This is a genomic window from Alcanivorax sp. MD8A (assembly GCF_002888555.1).
Classification (GTDB): Bacteria; Pseudomonadota; Gammaproteobacteria; order Pseudomonadales; family Alcanivoracaceae; genus Alcanivorax.
In genome coordinates this window covers 85,995-103,624 of the sequence record NZ_AQOQ01000002.1, presented here as the reverse complement: position 1 = coordinate 103,624, position 17,630 = coordinate 85,995, and the positions used below count along the sequence as shown (strand labels likewise).

The following is a 17,630-nucleotide window of genomic DNA, read 5'->3' as shown; positions in this document are numbered from 1 at the left end:
TGCGACAACCTATGTAAGCGAGTCATCATGCCGCAAGAGATCCCCGCAGATTCCGTGGGTCTGGTGGAGCCAAAAACACACCATTTCGACACCCCGCTCGAACTGGAGTGTGGTCGAACCCTGCCGTCCTACGAACTGGTATATGAAACCTACGGCACCCTGAACCGCAACGCGTCCAACGCGGTGCTGATCTGCCATGCCTTGTCCGGTCACCATCATGCGGCGGGCTACCACAGCATGAAGGACAAGCGTCCGGGCTGGTGGGATACCTGTATTGGTCCCGGCAAGGTGATCGATACCAACCGTTTCTTTGTGGTATGTCTGAATAATCTCGGCGGCTGCCACGGCTCCTCCGGCCCATCGGCAATCAACCCGGAAACCGGTCAGCCCTGGGGGCCGGATTTTCCCATGATGACCGTGAAGGACTGGGTGAACAGCCAGGTGCGGCTAGCCGATGTGCTGGGCATTCAGCGCTGGGCGGCGGTGATTGGTGGCAGCATGGGCGGCATGCAGGCCCTGCAATGGTCCATCGACTACCCGGACCGTCTCAGCCACGCGGTGGTGATTGCCGCGGCCCCGAAACTGTCGGCCCAGAACATTGCCTTTAACGAAGTGGCCCGCCAGTCGATTCTTACCGACCCGAATTTCCATGGCGGGCGCTACTACCTGCACGACACCTACCCACGTCAGGGCTTGATTCTGGCGCGCATGGTGGGCCATATCACCTATCTCAGTGATGATGCCATGCGCATGAAATTTGGCCGCGACCTGCGCTCCGGCCGCTTCCACTACGGTTTTGATGTGGAGTTTCAGGTGGAATCCTACCTGCGCCACCAGGGTGAGGTGTTCTCGCGCAACTTTGACGCCAATACCTACCTGCTGATGACCAAAGCGCTGGATTACTTCGACCCGGCACGGGACTTCGAGCATTCCCTGGAAACCGCGCTCAGCAAGCCGAGCTGCAAATTCCTGGTGATGTCGTTCACTTCCGACTGGCGCTTTGCACCGGAGCGTAGCCGCGAAATTGTCGATGGCCTGGTACACGCGGGGCGCGACGTCAGCTACGCCGAGATCGACACCCCCAAGGGCCATGACGCCTTCCTGCTGGATATCCCGGAATACACCAAGCTGTTCGGGGCGTATATGCACAGAGTCGCCAACGAGATAGAACACGGCAGCACCGCGGAGTCAGACCATGCGTGATGATCTGCAACTGATCAGCCAGTGGATCCCCAAGGGCGCCACGCTGCTGGACCTCGGCTGTGGTGACGGCACCCTGCTGGCCTGGCTGGGTGAACACAAGCAGGCCCAGGGTTACGGCCTGGAGATCAATCAGGACAATCTGGCCGCCTGTTTCGAGAAAGGGGTGAATGTACTGGAGCAGGATCTGGACGGTGGGCTCGGCAACTTCCAGAACCATCGCTTTGATTATGTGGTGATGACACAAGCCCTGCAGGCGGTATTACGGCCCGACCAGATCCTCAACGAAATGGTCCGGGTCGGCCGCGAGGCGATTATCACGTTCCCCAACTTCGGCCACTGGAAGATTCGTGCCTATCTGGGGCTCAAGGGCCGCATGCCTGTCTCCTCCGCACTGCCCTACGAGTGGTACAACACGCCCAATATTCACTTGTGCACCGTGCAGGACTTCGAGACCCATTGTCGCAAACACGGCATTCAGATTCTCGAGCGACAGGTGATCAACCGCGAGCACCGCCGCAGCATACTGAGCAAGTGGTGGCCCAATCTGTTCGGCGAAATTGCGATTTATCGAGTCAAGGCATAAAGACAGCTACGTGCTACGCAGTTAGACGCACGCAGCTAACAACGCAGGAGTTCTCCATGGAAAAACTCGTTCTTGCCTCTGGCAACAAGAAAAAGCTCGCAGAACTGCAAGGGCTGCTTTCGCCACTGAATATCGAGGTGGTACCGCAGAGCGAATTCGATGTGCCGGAAGCGGACGAAACCGGCACCACCTTTGTGGAAAACGCCATCATCAAGGCCCGCAACGCCTGCAAGCATACCGGCCTGCCCGCCATTGCCGATGATTCCGGGATCGAAATCGATGCCCTGCGCGGTGCCCCCGGCGTGTTCTCTGCCCGTTTTGCCGGGGTCGGCGCCACCGACGCCAAGAACAACAAACTGATGGTCGAGCTGTTATCCGATCTTCCCGACGTCAACCGGGGCGCCCGCTACGTGGCCGTGCTGGCATTGATGGAACATGAAGACGATGCCACCCCGATCCTGTGTCAGGGCACCTGGGACGGCGAAATCGTTCTGGAGCCCCAGGGGGAACAGGGCTTCGGCTATGACCCTCATTTCTTCGTTCCGGAAAAGGGTTGCACTGCAGCACAACTGGATCCGCAAGAGAAGAACGCCCTCAGCCATCGCGGCAAGGCCATGGCCGCCTTGCTCACCCAGCTGAAACGCGAGCCATAGGACGACACGGCCCGCAGCTCTCATTTTCGTTTCACGGCGAACGGGTTACCCTGACTTTCACTCCACGCCACAAGGAGCTGTGCCGTGTCTTTACGTGTCATCGTCACCCTGCTGAGCCTTCCGGCGCCACTGTTTGCCGCTGGCCTGCAGGGCAGCCTGCAAACCCAGTGGCAGAGCCAATATATTTCCGAAGGTCGCGACAATCTGGATGGCAGCAGCCTCTATAGCGTCGGCGGCGATCTGGTGATGGCGGATATCGCTGCCGGAGTCTGGCAAGCCTGGGAGGCCGGCGGCGACTACCGCGAAAACACCCTCTACGCCGAATACGCCCCCTATTTCGGAGAGTGGAACCCCTACCTGAATGTCAGCTACCTGCAGTTCCACCCTCAGGATCCCGACGATGTCGAGGTCGGCATCGGCGTATCGCGCAGGCTGACTACGCTGATCCGGCTGGCTCTGGACAGCACCTGGAGCAAGCAGGCCAGCGGTCGTTTTTACGCCCTCTCTGCCATCGCCGAAACACCACTATGGGAAACCGTGATCGTGGACCTGCGGCTTACCCAGACCTATGACGATGGCTATGCCAGTGAGGCCAACGACGGACTCAACAATCTTGAGGCCGGATTGCAGCTCACCTGGAACGCCATCGAAGGACTGAGTTTCTACGCCGGCTGGCAGCACAGCTGGGCCGGCGAAGACGTTCGCCGCGATGGCGGCCAGGATGAAAGCTGGGGGCAAATCGGGGTAATGGGCTACTTCTGAGTCCGGTGACGTGCCAACCAACGATCCAGTGCATTGGCGAACCGCCCCTTGTCCTGGGCGGAATAGCTTTTCGGACCACCGGTTTCCATCCCGGCTGAGCGCATCTCTTCCATGAAGTCCCGCATGTTCAGGCGCTCGCGCACGGTATCCTTGTCGAGCCAGTGCCCCCGGGGCGTCACGGCCTCTGCGCCCTTCGCCACTACCTCCGCAGCGAGGGGGATATCCTGGGTGACCACCAGATCCCCCGGTTCACATCGGCGGACAATTTCGTTATCTGCCACATCAAACCCCTGCCCCACCTGAATGGAGCGGATCAGCGCCGACCTCGGCACCGCAATGGCCTGGTTGGCCACCAGGGTGCACGGCACCTGCACCCGCTGCGCCGCTTTGAACAAGACCTCTTTCACCGGCCTCGGACAGGCATCGGCATCAACCCAGATATGCATAAAAAGCAGTTAATAGTGAACAGTTAATAGTGAACAGCGAAGGCAAAACACACACTTCGCCCGGACGGTTTGCTACCATACCCCAAGCCGGTGAATTTAGCTGTTCACTGTTAACTATTCACTGTTAACTGACCTCCATGCCTCTCACCCCTCCCCCCCTCTCCCTTTACATCCACACGCCCTGGTGCGTGCGCAAGTGTCCGTATTGTGATTTCAATTCCCATGAGCGCGGCGAATTGCCTGAAGAGGCCTATTTGCAGGCGTTGCTGGTGGACCTGGAGCAGGATCTGCAACTGGCAGGGGAGCGGCCGGTAGAGACGGTGTTTATTGGTGGGGGAACCCCCAGTTTGATGTCGCCCGCGTTTTACCGGGAGCTGTTTGCCGGTATCCGTGCCCGCCTGCCTCTGTCCGAGCATGCCGAGATCACCCTGGAGGCCAACCCCGGCACCACAGAGGCCGCCCGTTTTGAGGGCTTCCGGGAAGCGGGCATCAATCGGCTGTCCATCGGGGTGCAGAGTTTCAACAACGGTCACCTCCAGACACTGGGGCGTATCCACGATGCCAGTGCCGCGGTGCGTGCCGCCACACAAGCCAGGGCGGCCGGCTTCGACAATCTGAATCTGGATATCATGCACGCCTTGCCCGGCCAGAGTCAGGCCCAGGCGCTGTCCGACCTGGAACAGGCCATTGCTCTGCAGCCTACTCATCTAAGCTGGTATGAGCTCACCATCGAACCCAACACGGTCTTTTACCGCTCGCCGCCACAGCAACCGGACGGCGACAGCATGGCCGACACCGAGGAGGCCGGTTTCGCCCTGTTGGCCAGGCACAATTATCACCGTTACGAGGTGTCCGCCTTTGCACGACCGGGCCTTGAATGCCGCCACAACCGCAATTACTGGGAATTTGGTGACTACCTGGGGATCGGTGCCGGGGCTCACAGCAAGCTCACCAAGGCAGCGGATAATGCCATTCTGCGCTTCCAGAAAACCCGTAAACCGGAAGATTACCTCGCCGACCCGGCCCAAAGTCGTCGCCAGTTACAGCCTGTGACCGGTGCTGATCGTTCATTTGAGGCACTACTTAACGGATTACGCCTCACCGGTGGCATATCGTTACAGGTGATAGCGGACAGGACGGGGGTGAATACGGCAGAATGGGAAGGCTTATTGGGGGATTTGCAATACCGGGGGCTCATTGCCATGGAGCAAGGTCATATCAAATGCACCCGTACCGGTTTGCAACATCTGAATGGAGTGCTGGAAACCCTCGCCAATACGCTGTGAATGGCACTTGCGTATTAGTGCCCGGGTAACCACACTAGTCATACGGACAAGACAAGAATTTCACCATGATTAAAACTCGAAGCGGGCGCGAACAGGCCCTTGCAGAACGCGAACAACTTTTTATTGAAGCCACACGGCAGCAGCTGTGCAACGAGGGCCTGCTGGGTATCCAGATGGCCGCCATTGCGCGTAGCTGCAACTTCGCTACCGGCACGCTATACCACCACTTCGCCTCCAAGGAAGACCTGCTCATGGCGGTCTGTACGGAGCTTACCGTTACTCGACGCGAGTATTTCAAGCGGGTCGCGGACTCTTCCCTTAGCAGCCGCGACAAAATGATGGGCTTCTCCGTGGCTTTTGCCCTGTTTGCCCAACACCATCCTGAGCACTTCCGGCTCGAGCAATACGTCATGACCGATGTGGTCTGGCAGGCCGCTTCGACCCATCGCCGTGATCAGCTTCTGGAAGCACACCAGCCCATCGGTCGCATGGTCGAAGGCGTTGTGCAGGAAGCAATGGACAACGGCGAACTCGAAAGCCACGGGAATGCGCCGTTGACGTTCAGCGTTGGCCAGTGGGCCATGACGATTGGCATGCACACCCTGATTCATGCCGAAGGCATTCTCAACATGTATGCACTGAACGATCCTTACCGGATGTTGCTGCGACACGTGCAGCTGCAACTCAATGCCATGCAATGGCAGCCGCTCGCCGAGAACCCTTTCGACGATGCTGCACTGAACAGCAAGGTATCAGAGCTGTGCAATGCGCTGTTTGGCGACCTCTGTAGCGACAAGAGCGGCTGCCTGAACCTGGACAGCGACCGCGCCTGCGGCTGATTGGCAAACGCCTGTTGACGCAAGCCACAAAAAAGCCCGGCATATGCCGGGCTTTTTTATTTCAGCGTGGCTCGCCAAATTAATCTGCGCTGGCAACATCCTCAGACGCATCACGGGTCGCCTTTTCCGCCCTCAGACTTTCATGCTGGGCTGGCGTACAGCCAAGGCAACGCACAAAGGTGTTTTTGCCAGGATTCATCACCAGCACTTCCCCTGCCTCTCCGGCGTTCCCTCCGAGCAGGCTGAAGGGCAAAGTCACCACAAACAACCCAGCCCCAACGACGGTGGAGGCAAGCAATACCGGGCGGGCGATAATGGTGTCGGCAATCATCGCGATTTCCCCCGGACGATCTCCCGCCATGGTGCCAGCCACAGCCGGCATGGGAGCCATTGCGGTGAGCATCATGGTGGCGGCGAGTGCAGATGCCACTACCGGGCGCTTTGCTCGCTTCATGGTCAGTCCCTCTTGCGTTCTTATAGTTAAAGTATCGCTGACATTCTTTCAGCTAAGTCGTTAATATTCCGACAATTGCATCACAATCTACACCTTTGCACCAAGCCCGGCAATACGGAAATTGTTCAATCGTTGATCAGCGCTGACATTGCGGGCAATAACTGGTGCTACGCTGTCCGTGGCGATCTGCCTTGAGCACGGTTTTGCATTGAATGCACGGCTGCCCGGCCCGCCCATATACCCGTAGCGACTGGGCAAAATAGCCCGGCTGCCCGTCTGCCCGGGTAAAATCCCGCAGTGTGGTACCGCCCGCTTCAATGGCCTTCGCCAACACCGCTTTAATGGCTTCAGCCAGGCGATCATAACGCTCTCTGGATACCCTTCCTGCCGCCCTGGAGGGATGTATACCCGCCAGGAACAGGCTTTCCTGCGCATAGATATTGCCCACACCCACCACCGTGGCGTTATCCATAATGAAGCTTTTCACCGCGACCTTGCGGCCACGGGAGCGGTCAAACAGCCGCTCGCCCGTGAAGTCGTCCCCCAACGGCTCCGGCCCCAGTTTCTCCAGCAGCGGGTGATCTGCAGCGCCCGCCTGAAACAGTACCGTGCCAAACCGGCGAGGATCATTGAACCGCAACACCTTGCCGTCATCGAGTCGCAAGTCCACGTGATCATGCTTGCGCAGCGGGGTCCCCGCTTCCACTACCCGCAAGGTGCCAGACATCCCCAGATGGATCAGCAACTGCCCTTCGGCCAGCTGTATCAGCAGGTACTTGGCTCGCCGCTTCAGCCCCAGCACCGGGCAGTCTTTCAGCGCATACAGGGCCTCGCTGACCGGCCAGCGCAACCGCGCCTCACGCACATCCACACCCCGCAACACCCGCCCCTCAAGATGAGGACGGATACCCTGCAGGGTGGTTTCAACTTCGGGTAATTCAGGCATGGCAAAAGCAGTGAACAATGAATAGTTAACAGTGAATAGCTAGCATCCACTCGCTTCCGGTATGGTAGCATCACGAAGGTTCGCCGTTAGCCCTGTTTTCGCTGTTCACTGTTAACTATTCACTGTTCACTTTTATGCCTCTCTCATACTGGCTCGGTGTCGATACCGGCGGAACCTTTACGGATTTTGTGTTGCTCGGCGATGGGGAGCCACGCATTCACAAGGTGTTGTCCACACCGGACGCACCGGAGCGCGCGATCTTGCAGGGAATCGAGGCACTGGGCATGGGGGCGGCCATGGCCACCGGCGAACTGGCCATTGTTCATGGCACCACGGTGGCCACCAATGCAGCATTGGAAGGTAAAGGCGCGCGCACCGTTTTTGTCACCAACAGTGGTATCGAAGACATCCTGCGCATCGGCCGCCAGAATCGGGCCGAGCTGTATAACCTGACTCCCACGCCTGCCGCCTCTGCCCTGACCGACTTGCCCGTTGAAGGCATCAACGCACGGCTGGACGCCCGGGGCAACGAACTTCAGCCGCTCTCCAGCGACGAGATTGCCGATCTGGTCACCCGGATAAAACAGCATGATCCGCAGTCGGTGGCCATTTGCCTGTTGTTTGCCTATCTGCAGGGAGAACACGAGCAGCAACTGGCCGAGGCCCTGCGCGACGCCGGGCTCAGTGTCAGTACTTCCCATGAGATTGTCGCCACTCGCGGCGAATATGAACGCGGTCTGGCCACCTGGCTGAATGCGTGGCTGTCGCCCAAAGTGGCCGATTACCTGCAACGCCTGCAGCAGGCGACGCGCCCAGCCCCACTGGCGATCATGCAATCCCACGGCGGCACCATTGCCTCCGAGCAGGCTGCCGCACAGGCCGTTAACCTGCTGCTCTCCGGCCCGGCCGGGGGATTGGCCGCCGCCCACCGACTGGGCGAGCAACTGCAACAACCGAACCTGATGACTTTCGATATGGGCGGCACCTCAACGGACGTGGCCCTGCTCGATGGCGCCATTCGTCTCACCCAGCAGGGGCGCATCGGCCCCTACCCGGTGGCCGTGCCCATGGTCGACATGCATACCATTGGTGCCGGGGGCGGCTCGCTGGCCTACGTGGATGAGGCAGGCCTGCTGCACGTGGGCCCGCAATCCGCGGGCGCCTCCCCGGGGCCGGCCTGCTACGGACAGGGCGGCACCCAGGTCACCGTGACGGATGCCAATGTGGTATTGGGCCGCCTGCAACCAGCCTTTGCGCTTGGCGGCTCCCTGCAATTGGACGTGGCCGCGGCCAACGCCGCCATGGCCCGGCTTGGCAAGGCGCTGGGGCTGAGTGTGCAGGAAACCGCCGAGGGCGTTCTGGCCCTGGCCAATGAGCACATGACCCAGGCCCTGCGGGTGATCTCCATCCAGAAGGGGCATGACCCGGCAGATTTTGCCCTGATGAGCTTTGGTGGTGCCGGGGGGCTGCATGTGTGCGCCCTGGCTGACAACCTGGGTATGCGCCGTGCCATCGTGCCGCAACGTGCTGGCGTGCTGTCCGCGGAAGGGCTGGTTTACGCACCCCGCAAGCGCGAACTGCTGCAAGCCCTGGCTGATAACGCCAGTGAGGCCCAGCTTCTGGCTCTTCGCCAGCAGCTCGAGGAACAGGGCAGCCAGGAACTGCAGGCCGAGGGCGTTGACGCGCTGGATCTGCAATTCCAGACCTTTGTGGAGATGTGCTACCGGGGCCAATCTTCCGTGCTGCAGGTCATTTGGCGGGATGACCCTGCCGAGCGGGAGAGCGCCTTTCATGCAGCCCACGAGCAACGCTTTGGGCATCGCCTCGGCCTCCCCGTTCAGCAGGTGAACCTGCGTGTGCAGGTGCTGGCCAACAGCCAGACGCCAGACAGCCCCGCGCTCACCGCCGAGGCAGGTAAACCGTCCGGGCACGCCCAACTGCCCGGTATCGATACTCCCGTCGCCCTCTTCCAGCGGGAATCGCTGGGTGCCGGCCAGCGCCTTGAAGGCCCGGCCCTGATTGCCGAAGCTGTCGGCACCACCTGGCTTGCACCAGGCTGGCAGGCCACTGTCGACGCGCTGGGGCACCTGTTGCTGGAACGCGGGGCATCCCATGGTTGAGCGACCTCCGGCCTTTCTGCGCGATCAGGATGGCGGTTCAGGTAACGCTCTGCAGCCCCACCGCCTATCCCCACGGTCAACCATTGGCCAGAAAGTCCGAATTTGACCCATCCTGCGTCTTCTTCCCGTCATGGCGACTGGGCACAATAGCCACTCCGATTCTTTATTGTGCGACCCCATGCTTGATTTCATTCAAAACGGCCTGCTGGGCCTGAGCCTCGGAGAGCTGGTCCTGGTGACCCTCGCCATGACCCACGTGACCATTGTCAGCGTCACGGTCTACCTGCACCGCTACTCCGCCCACCGTGCCCTGGACCTGCACCCGGCCCTGAAGCACTTCTTTCGCCTGTGGCTGTGGCTGAGCACCGGCCAGAATACCCTCGAGTGGACCGCGATCCACCGCAAACACCACGCCAAGTGCGAGACCGAAGACGACCCGCACAGCCCGCAGGTGAAAGGCATCAAGAAGGTACTGCGTGAAGGTGCCGAACTGTACCGCGAAGAAGCCGAAAACCAGGAAACCCTGGCCAAATACGGCGCTGGCTGCCCGGACGACTGGCTGGAGCGCAACGTCTACTCCCGCTTTCCCATGGGCGGCATTGCCCTGATGGCAGTGATCGACCTGGCCCTGTTCGGCGTGTCCGGCATCACCGTTTGGGCCGTACAGATGATGTGGATCCCGGTATTCGCGGCCGGCGTCATCAATGGCATTGGCCACTTCTGGGGTTACCGCAATTTCGAATGCGCCGACGCCAGCCGCAACATTTCTCCGTGGGGCATCCTGATTGGCGGTGAAGAGCTGCACAACAACCACCACACCTACCCGAACTCGGCCAAGCTGTCCGTTCGCCGCTTCGAGTTCGATGCGGGCTGGGCCTGGATTCGCCTGTTTGAAATACTGAAGCTGGCCAAAGTGAAAAAGGTGGCGCCCAAGCCGGTCATCGACCGTGACGCCAAAAGTATCGACCTGGACGCCCTGCGCGGGGTGATGCAACACCGTTTTCAGGTGATGGCCAACTACCGCAAGTCTGTGATTGCACCGGTTTTCAAACAGGAGCGCGAGCGTGCCTGTGAAGCCACACGTGGACTCTACGCTCGCGCCCATGCGCTGTTGCACCGTGATGTATCCCTGATCAAACCGACTCAGCAGCAACGACTGGCCAGCCTCACCGACAGCAACGAGACCCTGCACGCGATCTACCAGTTCCGTCTGCGTCTGCAGGACATCTGGTCCCAGACCAGCCGTAACTCCACCGAAATGGTGGAAGCGCTGGAGCAGTGGTATCACGATGCCCGCGAATCCGGCATCGCTGCCTTGCAGGACTTTGCCGACCAGCTGACCCGTTACCGGCACGCCACCGCCTGATATCAAAACGGCCAAACCGGCCGCTTTCAGCGGCCGTTTTTTTATTTTTCGTGAGTCTCGAAAGCAGATTCAACCACTATTCCTCTGCACCCACCACCGCGATATTTTCTATCAGCTGGACAGAATCCTGGCTGGCAGCTGACACATTCACCGAAATACTGCCCAATCCAACCCCCAGAGTCCTCAGCAAGGGGTTAATCAACGCCTCACCGAGGCTCTCCACCACCGTTTCCAGTAACCCTTCTACCAGATCCACAATCGGGTTAAGCAGCAGATTCAGGTTCAAACTGCCCAGGCTGGTTTCCAGCAGTGACGCTTCATTAATCACAATATCCAGATCAAGCCCTGAGACACCGTCCCCTTCATCGCTGTAGCCAATCTCGTCACAACCGTCCACAGGATCACAATAGAGGTTATACCGGGGATCCATCGTAACGGTCTCCGTGACCCCCGGTACGGTTCCGTCCACTTCGGCATTGAGGTGCAGAATGCCATTAAGCGCTGGCAGCCCCAATAAACGTAAACGCCCCACATTGGCATCGAGAGGAGCCGCGATCAGACTACCGTCAGAGTCCAGGGAGCCAGTGACAATACGGGCTACCTCCCGTTCAACCTCGACCGTAAACTCAACACTGTTGCCTGACCCACTGGCACAATCCGCAGCCACCAAGGCGCCTCCGCCGCCGCCTGCATTCACCGCCAGCGGCACATCCAGTTCAGCAAGAGAAAACTCCAATAGAGGGCCCAGGCTGATTGGCAGAAGTTCCGCTTCTGCGGTCAACTGCAAGGTAATATCGGGGGCATAAAATCGTGTCCGCCAGTTTCCATCCTTGTCTTGCCGGGCAGGGCCGATTTTCACTGTAGGGGGCTCACCTACATGAAGGGATAAATCCACAGCCTCAATGTTGGCCACCAGCGGAATGGAAAGGCTGCTGATATTCACGGGCAAGGCGATCACACCATCTGATCCTGCCTGTTGCTGCTCGGCGATATTCAACACCAGACTGATTACCAGATCGTATATCGGAAACTCACTGTCATCCGGTACGGACGCATTTTCGACAACGTCTATCACATCGCCGATCTGTATGGTTTCGATACCCGGTGCGGCAGCAATATCATCAAGAAGGTCAGCAACCGGCCCGGCCAAACCCGCAACATCCCCCAACGCAGAGGCTAGCTGATCCGCATCCAGAGGCAACAAATCTACAACCTGATTAACCCCGAGATCGGTTAGCAAATCTCCGAGTCGAACGGTAGCGTTTTCAAGGCTGCTCAAACTGGTAGGATCCAATGCGAACCCGGGCTGCCCCAACACGGCACCCAGCAGCCCCCCCAGTAACGTGCCATCCCCGCCTACACTCGCCAGCCCACCGGCTGCGCTAATCGTTGCAACAACTTCCTTTCTGGCCGCCGCATTCACCGTCAAGTCCAGAGAACCGAACGTCGACTGCGGCAACAGCAAGGAAATCGGCTCGCTTCGCGTGAGAGACACCAGAACAGCGTTACTTTCTTCTATAAAGTTAACCGCATCGAACGCAAGAACGCCGTCATCATCCGCATCCTCTAGCACGCCAACCTGAACTAACAAGTCAGCATCCTCACCCGTGAAACCCTGGGCCCGAGCTGCGGTCAGAGCCCGTTGCCTCACAGTGGCGACAGAAGGCGTCAACCCTCCGCAGCTCTGGGTCGCTGAGGCGCCCGCCTGGGCCGCAACATTGACCAGAGCCTGCATGTCACTGCGCAGGGCATAGAGACGAGCGCCATCCAGCGCCAACACCGAAAGGGTGACGATAAGTAGCAACAGTAGCGGCGTGACCACACTGATCGCACCGCGCTGAAATTTAGTCGTCCCGGGTCTGTTCACCGAAGCTTTCCGGAATTGCCGTACGGAAGGAGTCCGCCAGACGACGCTGGCTATCGACATAAAGGGGTGCCGGCAGCTCGCTTTCTTCCACCTGGCGGGAGTCCCGCTGTTGATCCAGCAACCAGTCGGTCACGGTCTTTGGTGGGTTGCTGACCACCTGATCAGATACACCAAAGCTGTATTGTTGCTGAGGCTCCGCAGCCATCACACTGGCAGGAAGACACAGGCATAACAACCAACGCTTCATTTCAATACCCTCCCGAACTGCTCACGCAGTTTCTCGGCATAGGCCATTTCATCCGCCGTAAACCCATATTCGGATTTCAGCGTTTGCAGGCCTTTTTCATTGTCGGTCAAAAGGTATGCCACCGCCACATTCTGACGTACCGGTCCCTGACCGTTGGCTAACTCCAATGCGGTGCGCAACTCAAAGGCCGCATCCTCATAGCGCCCCACCAGTAACAGGGCATAACCATAGTCGTTTCTGACCTGAGCGGCAGCCGGCGCCAGATTTCTGGCTTTTTCAAGATGCCCCAACGACGCAACCACCTGATTGCGTTTCAGCAGCACCATCCCAAGACCATGCTCACTACGCCCATCTCCACAGCGGTTTACCATGGCACGAAATACGGCTTCGGACTCATCCAGCTTGCCTGATGCCGCCAACAACTGCCCATAGCGCAGCCAATGGTCCAGTGCATTCATCGGCTTGCCTTCAAGCCGTGCAAGAGCAGCGTGATTGCGGCCCTTGGCCATCAGGGTGTCGACCATTTCCAGATCCACTTTCTGCTCTGGCTGCAGGGCACTTTTGCAAACGATGTTATTCAGATCCAGCGTCTCCGACGCTGACTGTTCGGGCTGCTGATGAGCACATCCCGCCAGCATCACCACCGCTGCGTACACCCAGATTCGCATCATCGACTCCCTACCCATTTGATCCCTATCGTGTCAGGGCATCTGCGATAGACATTACCGCAGGCCCGCCAATTAAAATAAATAGCGCCGGCAACATGAACGCCATCATCACAACCGTCATTTTCGCGCCAATGCGATTGGTTTCCTCGCGGATACGATTACGCTCCACGCTCTGAGCTTCTACAATAATCTGGTCCAGGCTCACAGAGACACCGGCGCCAAGCTGGCTACTCTGTTTCATCAGCACCACATAGCTGCGCAGCACCGGAATACGCTTGTTTTGACCAAGTTCATCCAGGGCCTGGCTGCGTTCCGCGCCAGACTGCATCAAACGATTGAATCTATCGATGCGATGAATCAACACCGGTAGCAAAGGACGTCCCTGAACGCCAACAATGCGCATCACCCGCTCAAGGGAGAGGCCAGCTTCCATCAGCATGCGCGTCATGTGGCACAGCTCAACCGCTTCCAGGTTTTGCCGTAGCTCAGACTGCTCACCCATGCTGCGAATTAGTCGGCGAGGCACAACAAAAGCCAACGCGGATCCAATGACGCCACCCACCATGCCAAACACCAGAAAACTCACCAGCGAAACCAGTACTGGCAGTAACCAGCAGGCCACCAGATAGATCAGCGGAATCTGTTCACGGGTTTTTCCCATCCCGACCAGCGCCATGCGAATCTCTTGGTAATCACTGGCGGTAATCGATGACTGGGCAAGCAGATCACTGAGCCTGCGCATACCTCTTCGCGCTTCGGTCCCGGACCGTGTCCCTGTATTACTCTGTTCCTGCAAGCGCTGGTTAACGCGACTTTGAAGCTCCCAGTGGCGCCCTTTAAACAACAACCACAACGCAACGACCGATAGCAGCAAGGCAAGGGCTGGCAAGACATCATTCACGACCCACCCCCTGCACCATCCGCCAGATCACTATTACACCCAGAGTTTGAAGCACGCCGGCGACAATGAGCATGTTATGCCCGGTAGACGTATTCAGTAGCACTTCTGCATATTTCTCATTGATCAGCATCATGTAGACCGCCATACCAAGAGGCAAAAGCGTGAAGGCACCCGCGGTAAACCGGGTCTCCGCGGTTGATGCAAGGAACTCCCGTCGTAATTCCTGTTGGGAACGGAGTGAGTTGGCAACCTGCTGCAGAACAGGGCGTACGGATGAGCCAAACCGGGCAGAAGTGCGCAACGCGATCGAAACGAGCACTAGAGAAGCGACTTGATAGAGACGAGCAAAATCATCAAACAGCCTTGTGAAGTCACGCCCCGATTCAATGGCGCTTCGCAAACGGAACGTTAGCGGCGTGAACACTGGGGGAGCATCCTGGAAAGCTTCTTGCAAAGATGCCTCCAGAGATCGTCCTGCGTCCATGTAACGCAACACCGAATCCATAATTCCGGGCAACGATTCAAAAATCATGCGACGTTGCTGCTGAAAACGGTAGCGCCAATAAAGCCATGCACTGGCGAGCATCAACGCGAAAACCGCAACAGCGGGAATCCAGCCGGAACTGACAACCACTGTTACAAGGACAAAAAAAACCAGCACACCCAAGAGACCGAGTTGGCCACGCCCAAGCCGAATATCGGCACGCAGCAAAATTCTTTCCAAAGGCCCAACAGCGACCCGGCCGGGCACCACTTCGGATACCAACTCCGAACGTTGCTCCAGACGCTGACGAACCCGGTTTTTCAAAAGATGGGTATGCCTGCGTCGGAACCACAGCAACTGCACCAGCACCGTCAGCACAGCAATAATGCCAAGCGTCTGTGCCATACCTAGCAGCTGCACCGCACTCATGGGTCGCTCCGGTACAGGTAATCCAGATGATAGGGGTCCTGCTCGGTGGGAGTGAGAGCAACTACCTCACTGACCCGACGCCGGCCATCGGGCAAGCGCTGCAACTGGATAATGACATCCAGTGCCGAACCAATCAGTCGCGAAATGGCCTGCTCACTGGCGTCATAGCCACTCACCGCCAGCAAGGTTTCTATTCGCACCAACGCATCCCGGGTACTGTTTGAATGGATCGTACTCATGGAGCCTTCGTGACCGGTGTTCATGGCCTGTAACAGCTCAATGATTTCGCTGGAGCGCACCTCGCCCAGGATAATCCGGTCCGGGCGCATCCGTAAGGCATTTACTACCAACTCACGGGCACTGATGCGTCCCTTGCCCTCGGTGTTGGCTGGCCGGGTCTCCAGTCGCACCACATGGGGATGGTGCAGCACCAGTTCTGCCGAATCCTCAATCGTCAGGATCCGTTCTTCCCGGGGGATATGCTGGCTGATCAGATTCAACATGGTGGTTTTACCGGTACCGGTACCACCACTGACAATGATATTTCGACGTGACTCTACCGCTTTGATCAAGGTGTCCAGGCAAGCTTGTGTCAGCGAACCACTCTCGATCAAAGCATCAGCACTAAGATGATTTCGGGTAAATTTGCGAATACTGATACTCGGGCCATCAAGAGCCAGCGGCGGAATGATGGCATTGACCCGGGAGCCATCAGGAAGCCGGGCATCCACCATCGGACTGGACTCATCCAGACGCCGCCCCAGGGGAGCAAGCATGCGGCGAATGACTCGAATCACATGATCATCGTTGATAAACCTTACTGGCGCTTTTTGAAGAACTCCGGCCACCTCAATAAACACACTATCAGGACCGTTCACCAGAATATCGTTGATTTTGGGATCAGCCAGCAATGGTTCCAGTGGGCCAAAGCCGATCACTTCATCCAGAGTGTCTCGCGACAGCTGGTTGAGATCCTGAGTCGAGAGCGGCACCCGATTCAGGGCAATATGCTGCCCCACCGCATTGCGTACAAACTCAACCAGCACATCGTTATTGGCTTCGTTAACCTCAACACCATCTTCGTCCAGACGCTCCACAACCCAGCGGTGGGTACGGTCCTTGAGTTGTTGGTATTCTGCGTCTATCCGCCCAGCCACATCCGACTCCTGTCGTCTCTCGCGCTGTTAACGCTTGCCCCGCAATCGCTGCCACCAGGACTGTTCAACCACTTCATCCTGGCTTAGCTCCAATTTGCCCACCAGCGTCTGCAGCGAACGCGCATAGTGACAACGCGGCGCCTGTTCCTGTACCGGCAACCCGGTATTCATCGCCAGCAACCGGTGACGCCAATCCATAGGCAACCCCGCCAGCACCGGCATGCCTGCAGTCTCGGCCAACTCATCCAGCGATGGAGGCACGTGTGTATCAATGCCATCAACGACAAGACTGACACGGCTTTCTTTGCCCAGGTGCGCTCGCCACTCGCTTCCCAGGCTGCGCACCACATGGGCCTGATCTACCAGTGGATGCATGGCAATCAAAAGGTGACGCGCATGAATGCCCAGCGCGCGCACCCAATGGCGGCTTTGCAAGGTACCCACGTTGATGACAATGCGATCAAACATTTGCATCAGGTGATTCAGTGCGATGAAAAGATCCGCACTGCGGTCACCTTCCAGCTCATCGCGGCGCAAGCCACCAGCCAACAGTCGCAGTCCCGGACGATACTCTTCCAACGCAGTACCAATCAGGGTTTCATCCAGGGTCTCCGGACTGGCGAGCAGGTTCTCCAGGGTGTACTCGTTATGGATATCCAGATAAAAAATGCTGCGCCCACTGGGTTGCGTGTCGATGGCCAGACAGCGCTGGTCCGGAAACAACTGGTTCAGGCCCAGCGCCACATTTTGCGCCAGAAAACGGGTGTCTACGGTATCGCTGGCAGACGCGACCAGCACAAGGTTGCTGTGAGTGGCACGCACCTGATCATCATAATGCCCAACCCGCAGCAACTGGTGTCGCCGCAAACGCTCACGGATATCAGAGGCATCGCTTCCTGCGACAAAGCAATCCCGGGCACCCGCGCGCATGGCCTGCAACAGCAGGTCCTGATTGGCACGACCGCATACCGTGATGACCGTCACCCAGGGGCGGGCGCTGGTCAGGGCGGTAATGATGGCCAGCGACTGGTCCATATCGGCTTCGGAAATCTCCACCATCACCACATGGGCCGTGGTCGCTTCCAATAACCGCAAGACACGCGTCAGGTCTGTCCGGCTCACCTGCTCAAGACGAAACGGCTCTTCTACCACCCGCTCCAGCCAGGTTTCCAGGCCGTTGTCATCCACCACGGACAGAACAATATCGTGGTCACTCATG

At 58.4% G+C, this 17,630-nt stretch carries 18 protein-coding genes; 8 read left to right on the top strand and 10 right to left on the bottom strand.

Translation table 11 applies throughout. The annotated features are described in order from the left end of the window. The first annotated feature begins 27 nt into the window (after positions 1–27). The 4 genes from A15D_RS01575 to A15D_RS01560 all read left to right on the top strand — a co-directional run bounded on the left by A15D_RS01575 (position 28) and on the right by A15D_RS01560 (position 3,201). Positions 28–1,203, top strand: a complete 1,176-nt coding sequence (locus tag A15D_RS01575; protein WP_102790490.1) for a homoserine O-acetyltransferase — start codon at positions 28–30, stop codon at positions 1,201–1,203. Then, positions 1,196–1,786 (top strand): methionine biosynthesis protein MetW, encoded by a 591-nt coding sequence (metW, locus tag A15D_RS01570; protein ID WP_022985721.1) that lies wholly within the window; start codon positions 1,196–1,198, stop codon positions 1,784–1,786. Before A15D_RS01575 ends, metW begins: the two co-directional genes overlap by 8 nt. 56 nt (positions 1,787–1,842) lie before the next feature. After that, entirely contained in the window at positions 1,843–2,439 is a 597-nt protein-coding gene (rdgB, locus tag A15D_RS01565; RefSeq protein WP_022985722.1) for an RdgB/HAM1 family non-canonical purine NTP pyrophosphatase, read from the top strand. An 84-nt stretch (positions 2,440–2,523) separates the two neighbouring features. Next, positions 2,524–3,201 carry a hypothetical protein gene (locus A15D_RS01560; protein ID WP_102790489.1) on the top strand — a complete coding sequence of 226 codons (678 nt, stop codon included), beginning with the start codon at positions 2,524–2,526 and terminating at the stop codon, positions 3,199–3,201. Here the strand turns inward: A15D_RS01560 and A15D_RS01555 are convergent. Further along, positions 3,192–3,647, bottom strand: coding sequence for a YaiI/YqxD family protein (locus A15D_RS01555; protein WP_022985724.1), 456 nt, complete (start codon positions 3,645–3,647; stop codon positions 3,192–3,194). The genes A15D_RS01560 and A15D_RS01555 overlap by 10 nt on opposite strands. 137 nt (positions 3,648–3,784) lie before the next feature. On the opposite strand from A15D_RS01555, the gene hemW reads away from it, so the two are divergent. Next, positions 3,785–4,933: a radical SAM family heme chaperone HemW gene (gene hemW, locus A15D_RS01550; RefSeq protein ID WP_102790488.1), complete on the top strand. Its 1,149-nt coding sequence runs from the start codon at positions 3,785–3,787 to the stop codon at positions 4,931–4,933. 65 nt (positions 4,934–4,998) lie between these two features. Further along, the gene (locus tag A15D_RS01545; protein WP_102790487.1) at positions 4,999–5,772 is read left to right on the top strand and encodes a TetR/AcrR family transcriptional regulator; all 774 of its coding nucleotides are present in this window, start codon (positions 4,999–5,001) and stop codon (positions 5,770–5,772) included. A 79-nt stretch (positions 5,773–5,851) separates the two neighbouring features. Here the strand turns inward: A15D_RS01545 and A15D_RS01540 are convergent, their stop codons facing one another. Both A15D_RS01540 and mutM read right to left on the bottom strand, forming a co-directional pair. After that, positions 5,852–6,226, bottom strand: a complete 375-nt coding sequence (locus A15D_RS01540) for a hypothetical protein (protein ID WP_022985727.1) — start codon at positions 6,224–6,226, stop codon at positions 5,852–5,854. 136 nt (positions 6,227–6,362) lie between these two features. Then, positions 6,363–7,172 carry a bifunctional DNA-formamidopyrimidine glycosylase/DNA-(apurinic or apyrimidinic site) lyase gene (gene mutM / locus A15D_RS01535; RefSeq protein ID WP_022985728.1) on the bottom strand — a complete coding sequence of 270 codons (810 nt, stop codon included), beginning with the start codon at positions 7,170–7,172 and terminating at the stop codon, positions 6,363–6,365. 134 nt (positions 7,173–7,306) lie between these two features. On the opposite strand from mutM, the gene A15D_RS01530 reads away from it, so the two are divergent. Then, a complete protein-coding gene (locus A15D_RS01530; protein ID WP_102790486.1) occupies positions 7,307–9,292 on the top strand; it encodes a hydantoinase/oxoprolinase family protein in 1,986 nt (661 codons plus the stop codon). 178 nt (positions 9,293–9,470) lie between these two features. Then, positions 9,471–10,658 carry a fatty acid desaturase gene (locus A15D_RS01525; protein WP_022985730.1) on the top strand — a complete coding sequence of 396 codons (1,188 nt, stop codon included), beginning with the start codon at positions 9,471–9,473 and terminating at the stop codon, positions 10,656–10,658. Between the two features lie 76 nt (positions 10,659–10,734). On the opposite strand, the gene A15D_RS01520 is transcribed toward A15D_RS01525, so the two are convergent. The 7 genes from A15D_RS01520 to A15D_RS01490 form a co-directional block, all read right to left on the bottom strand. After that, positions 10,735–12,525 (bottom strand): hypothetical protein, encoded by a 1,791-nt coding sequence (locus tag A15D_RS01520; protein WP_102790485.1) that lies wholly within the window; start codon positions 12,523–12,525, stop codon positions 10,735–10,737. Continuing rightward, the gene (locus A15D_RS01515) at positions 12,503–12,772 is read right to left on the bottom strand and encodes a hypothetical protein (RefSeq protein WP_102790484.1); all 270 of its coding nucleotides are present in this window, start codon (positions 12,770–12,772) and stop codon (positions 12,503–12,505) included. Before A15D_RS01515 ends, A15D_RS01520 begins: the two co-directional genes overlap by 23 nt. Continuing rightward, entirely contained in the window at positions 12,769–13,440 is a 672-nt protein-coding gene (locus A15D_RS01510; RefSeq protein WP_022985733.1) for a hypothetical protein, read from the bottom strand. Before A15D_RS01510 ends, A15D_RS01515 begins: the two co-directional genes overlap by 4 nt. Positions 13,441–13,465: 25 nt before the next feature. Next, positions 13,466–14,182, bottom strand: coding sequence for a type II secretion system F family protein (locus tag A15D_RS01505; protein ID WP_022985734.1), 717 nt, complete (start codon positions 14,180–14,182; stop codon positions 13,466–13,468). 151 nt (positions 14,183–14,333) lie between these two features. After that, a complete protein-coding gene (locus tag A15D_RS01500) occupies positions 14,334–15,254 on the bottom strand; it encodes a type II secretion system F family protein (RefSeq protein WP_022985735.1) in 921 nt (306 codons plus the stop codon). Further along, complete coding sequence (locus A15D_RS01495; protein WP_022985736.1) at positions 15,251–16,411, bottom strand: CpaF family protein; 1,161 nt, start codon at positions 16,409–16,411, stop codon at positions 15,251–15,253. Before A15D_RS01495 ends, A15D_RS01500 begins: the two co-directional genes overlap by 4 nt. Before the next feature lie 27 nt (positions 16,412–16,438). Next, positions 16,439–17,629 (bottom strand): hypothetical protein, encoded by a 1,191-nt coding sequence (locus A15D_RS01490; RefSeq protein ID WP_022985737.1) that lies wholly within the window; start codon positions 17,627–17,629, stop codon positions 16,439–16,441. Between the last annotated feature and the right edge of the window lies 1 nt (position 17,630).

Excerpts from the sequence above, each read along its gene's own strand:
- A15D_RS01575 (WP_102790490.1), top strand. The coding sequence starts at position 28 with ATGCCGCAAGAGATCCCCGCAGATTCCGTGGGTCTGGTGGAGCCAAAA.
- metW (WP_022985721.1), top strand. The coding sequence starts at position 1,196 with ATGCGTGATGATCTGCAACTGATCAGCCAGTGGATCCCCAAGGGCGCC.
- rdgB (WP_022985722.1), top strand. The coding sequence starts at position 1,843 with ATGGAAAAACTCGTTCTTGCCTCTGGCAACAAGAAAAAGCTCGCAGAA.
- A15D_RS01555 (WP_022985724.1), bottom strand. The coding sequence starts at position 3,647 with ATGCATATCTGGGTTGATGCCGATGCCTGTCCGAGGCCGGTGAAAGAG.
- hemW (WP_102790488.1), top strand. The coding sequence starts at position 3,785 with ATGCCTCTCACCCCTCCCCCCCTCTCCCTTTACATCCACACGCCCTGG.
- A15D_RS01545 (WP_102790487.1), top strand. The coding sequence starts at position 4,999 with ATGATTAAAACTCGAAGCGGGCGCGAACAGGCCCTTGCAGAACGCGAA.
- A15D_RS01540 (WP_022985727.1), bottom strand. The coding sequence starts at position 6,226 with ATGAAGCGAGCAAAGCGCCCGGTAGTGGCATCTGCACTCGCCGCCACC.
- mutM (WP_022985728.1), bottom strand. The coding sequence starts at position 7,172 with ATGCCTGAATTACCCGAAGTTGAAACCACCCTGCAGGGTATCCGTCCT.
- A15D_RS01530 (WP_102790486.1), top strand. The coding sequence starts at position 7,307 with ATGCCTCTCTCATACTGGCTCGGTGTCGATACCGGCGGAACCTTTACG.
- A15D_RS01525 (WP_022985730.1), top strand. The coding sequence starts at position 9,471 with ATGCTTGATTTCATTCAAAACGGCCTGCTGGGCCTGAGCCTCGGAGAG.
- A15D_RS01515 (WP_102790484.1), bottom strand. The coding sequence starts at position 12,772 with ATGAAGCGTTGGTTGTTATGCCTGTGTCTTCCTGCCAGTGTGATGGCT.
- A15D_RS01510 (WP_022985733.1), bottom strand. The coding sequence starts at position 13,440 with ATGCGAATCTGGGTGTACGCAGCGGTGGTGATGCTGGCGGGATGTGCT.
- A15D_RS01505 (WP_022985734.1), bottom strand. The coding sequence starts at position 14,182 with ATGCGCAGGCTCAGTGATCTGCTTGCCCAGTCATCGATTACCGCCAGT.
- A15D_RS01500 (WP_022985735.1), bottom strand. The coding sequence starts at position 15,254 with ATGAGTGCGGTGCAGCTGCTAGGTATGGCACAGACGCTTGGCATTATT.
- A15D_RS01490 (WP_022985737.1), bottom strand. The coding sequence starts at position 17,629 with ATGAGTGACCACGATATTGTTCTGTCCGTGGTGGATGACAACGGCCTG.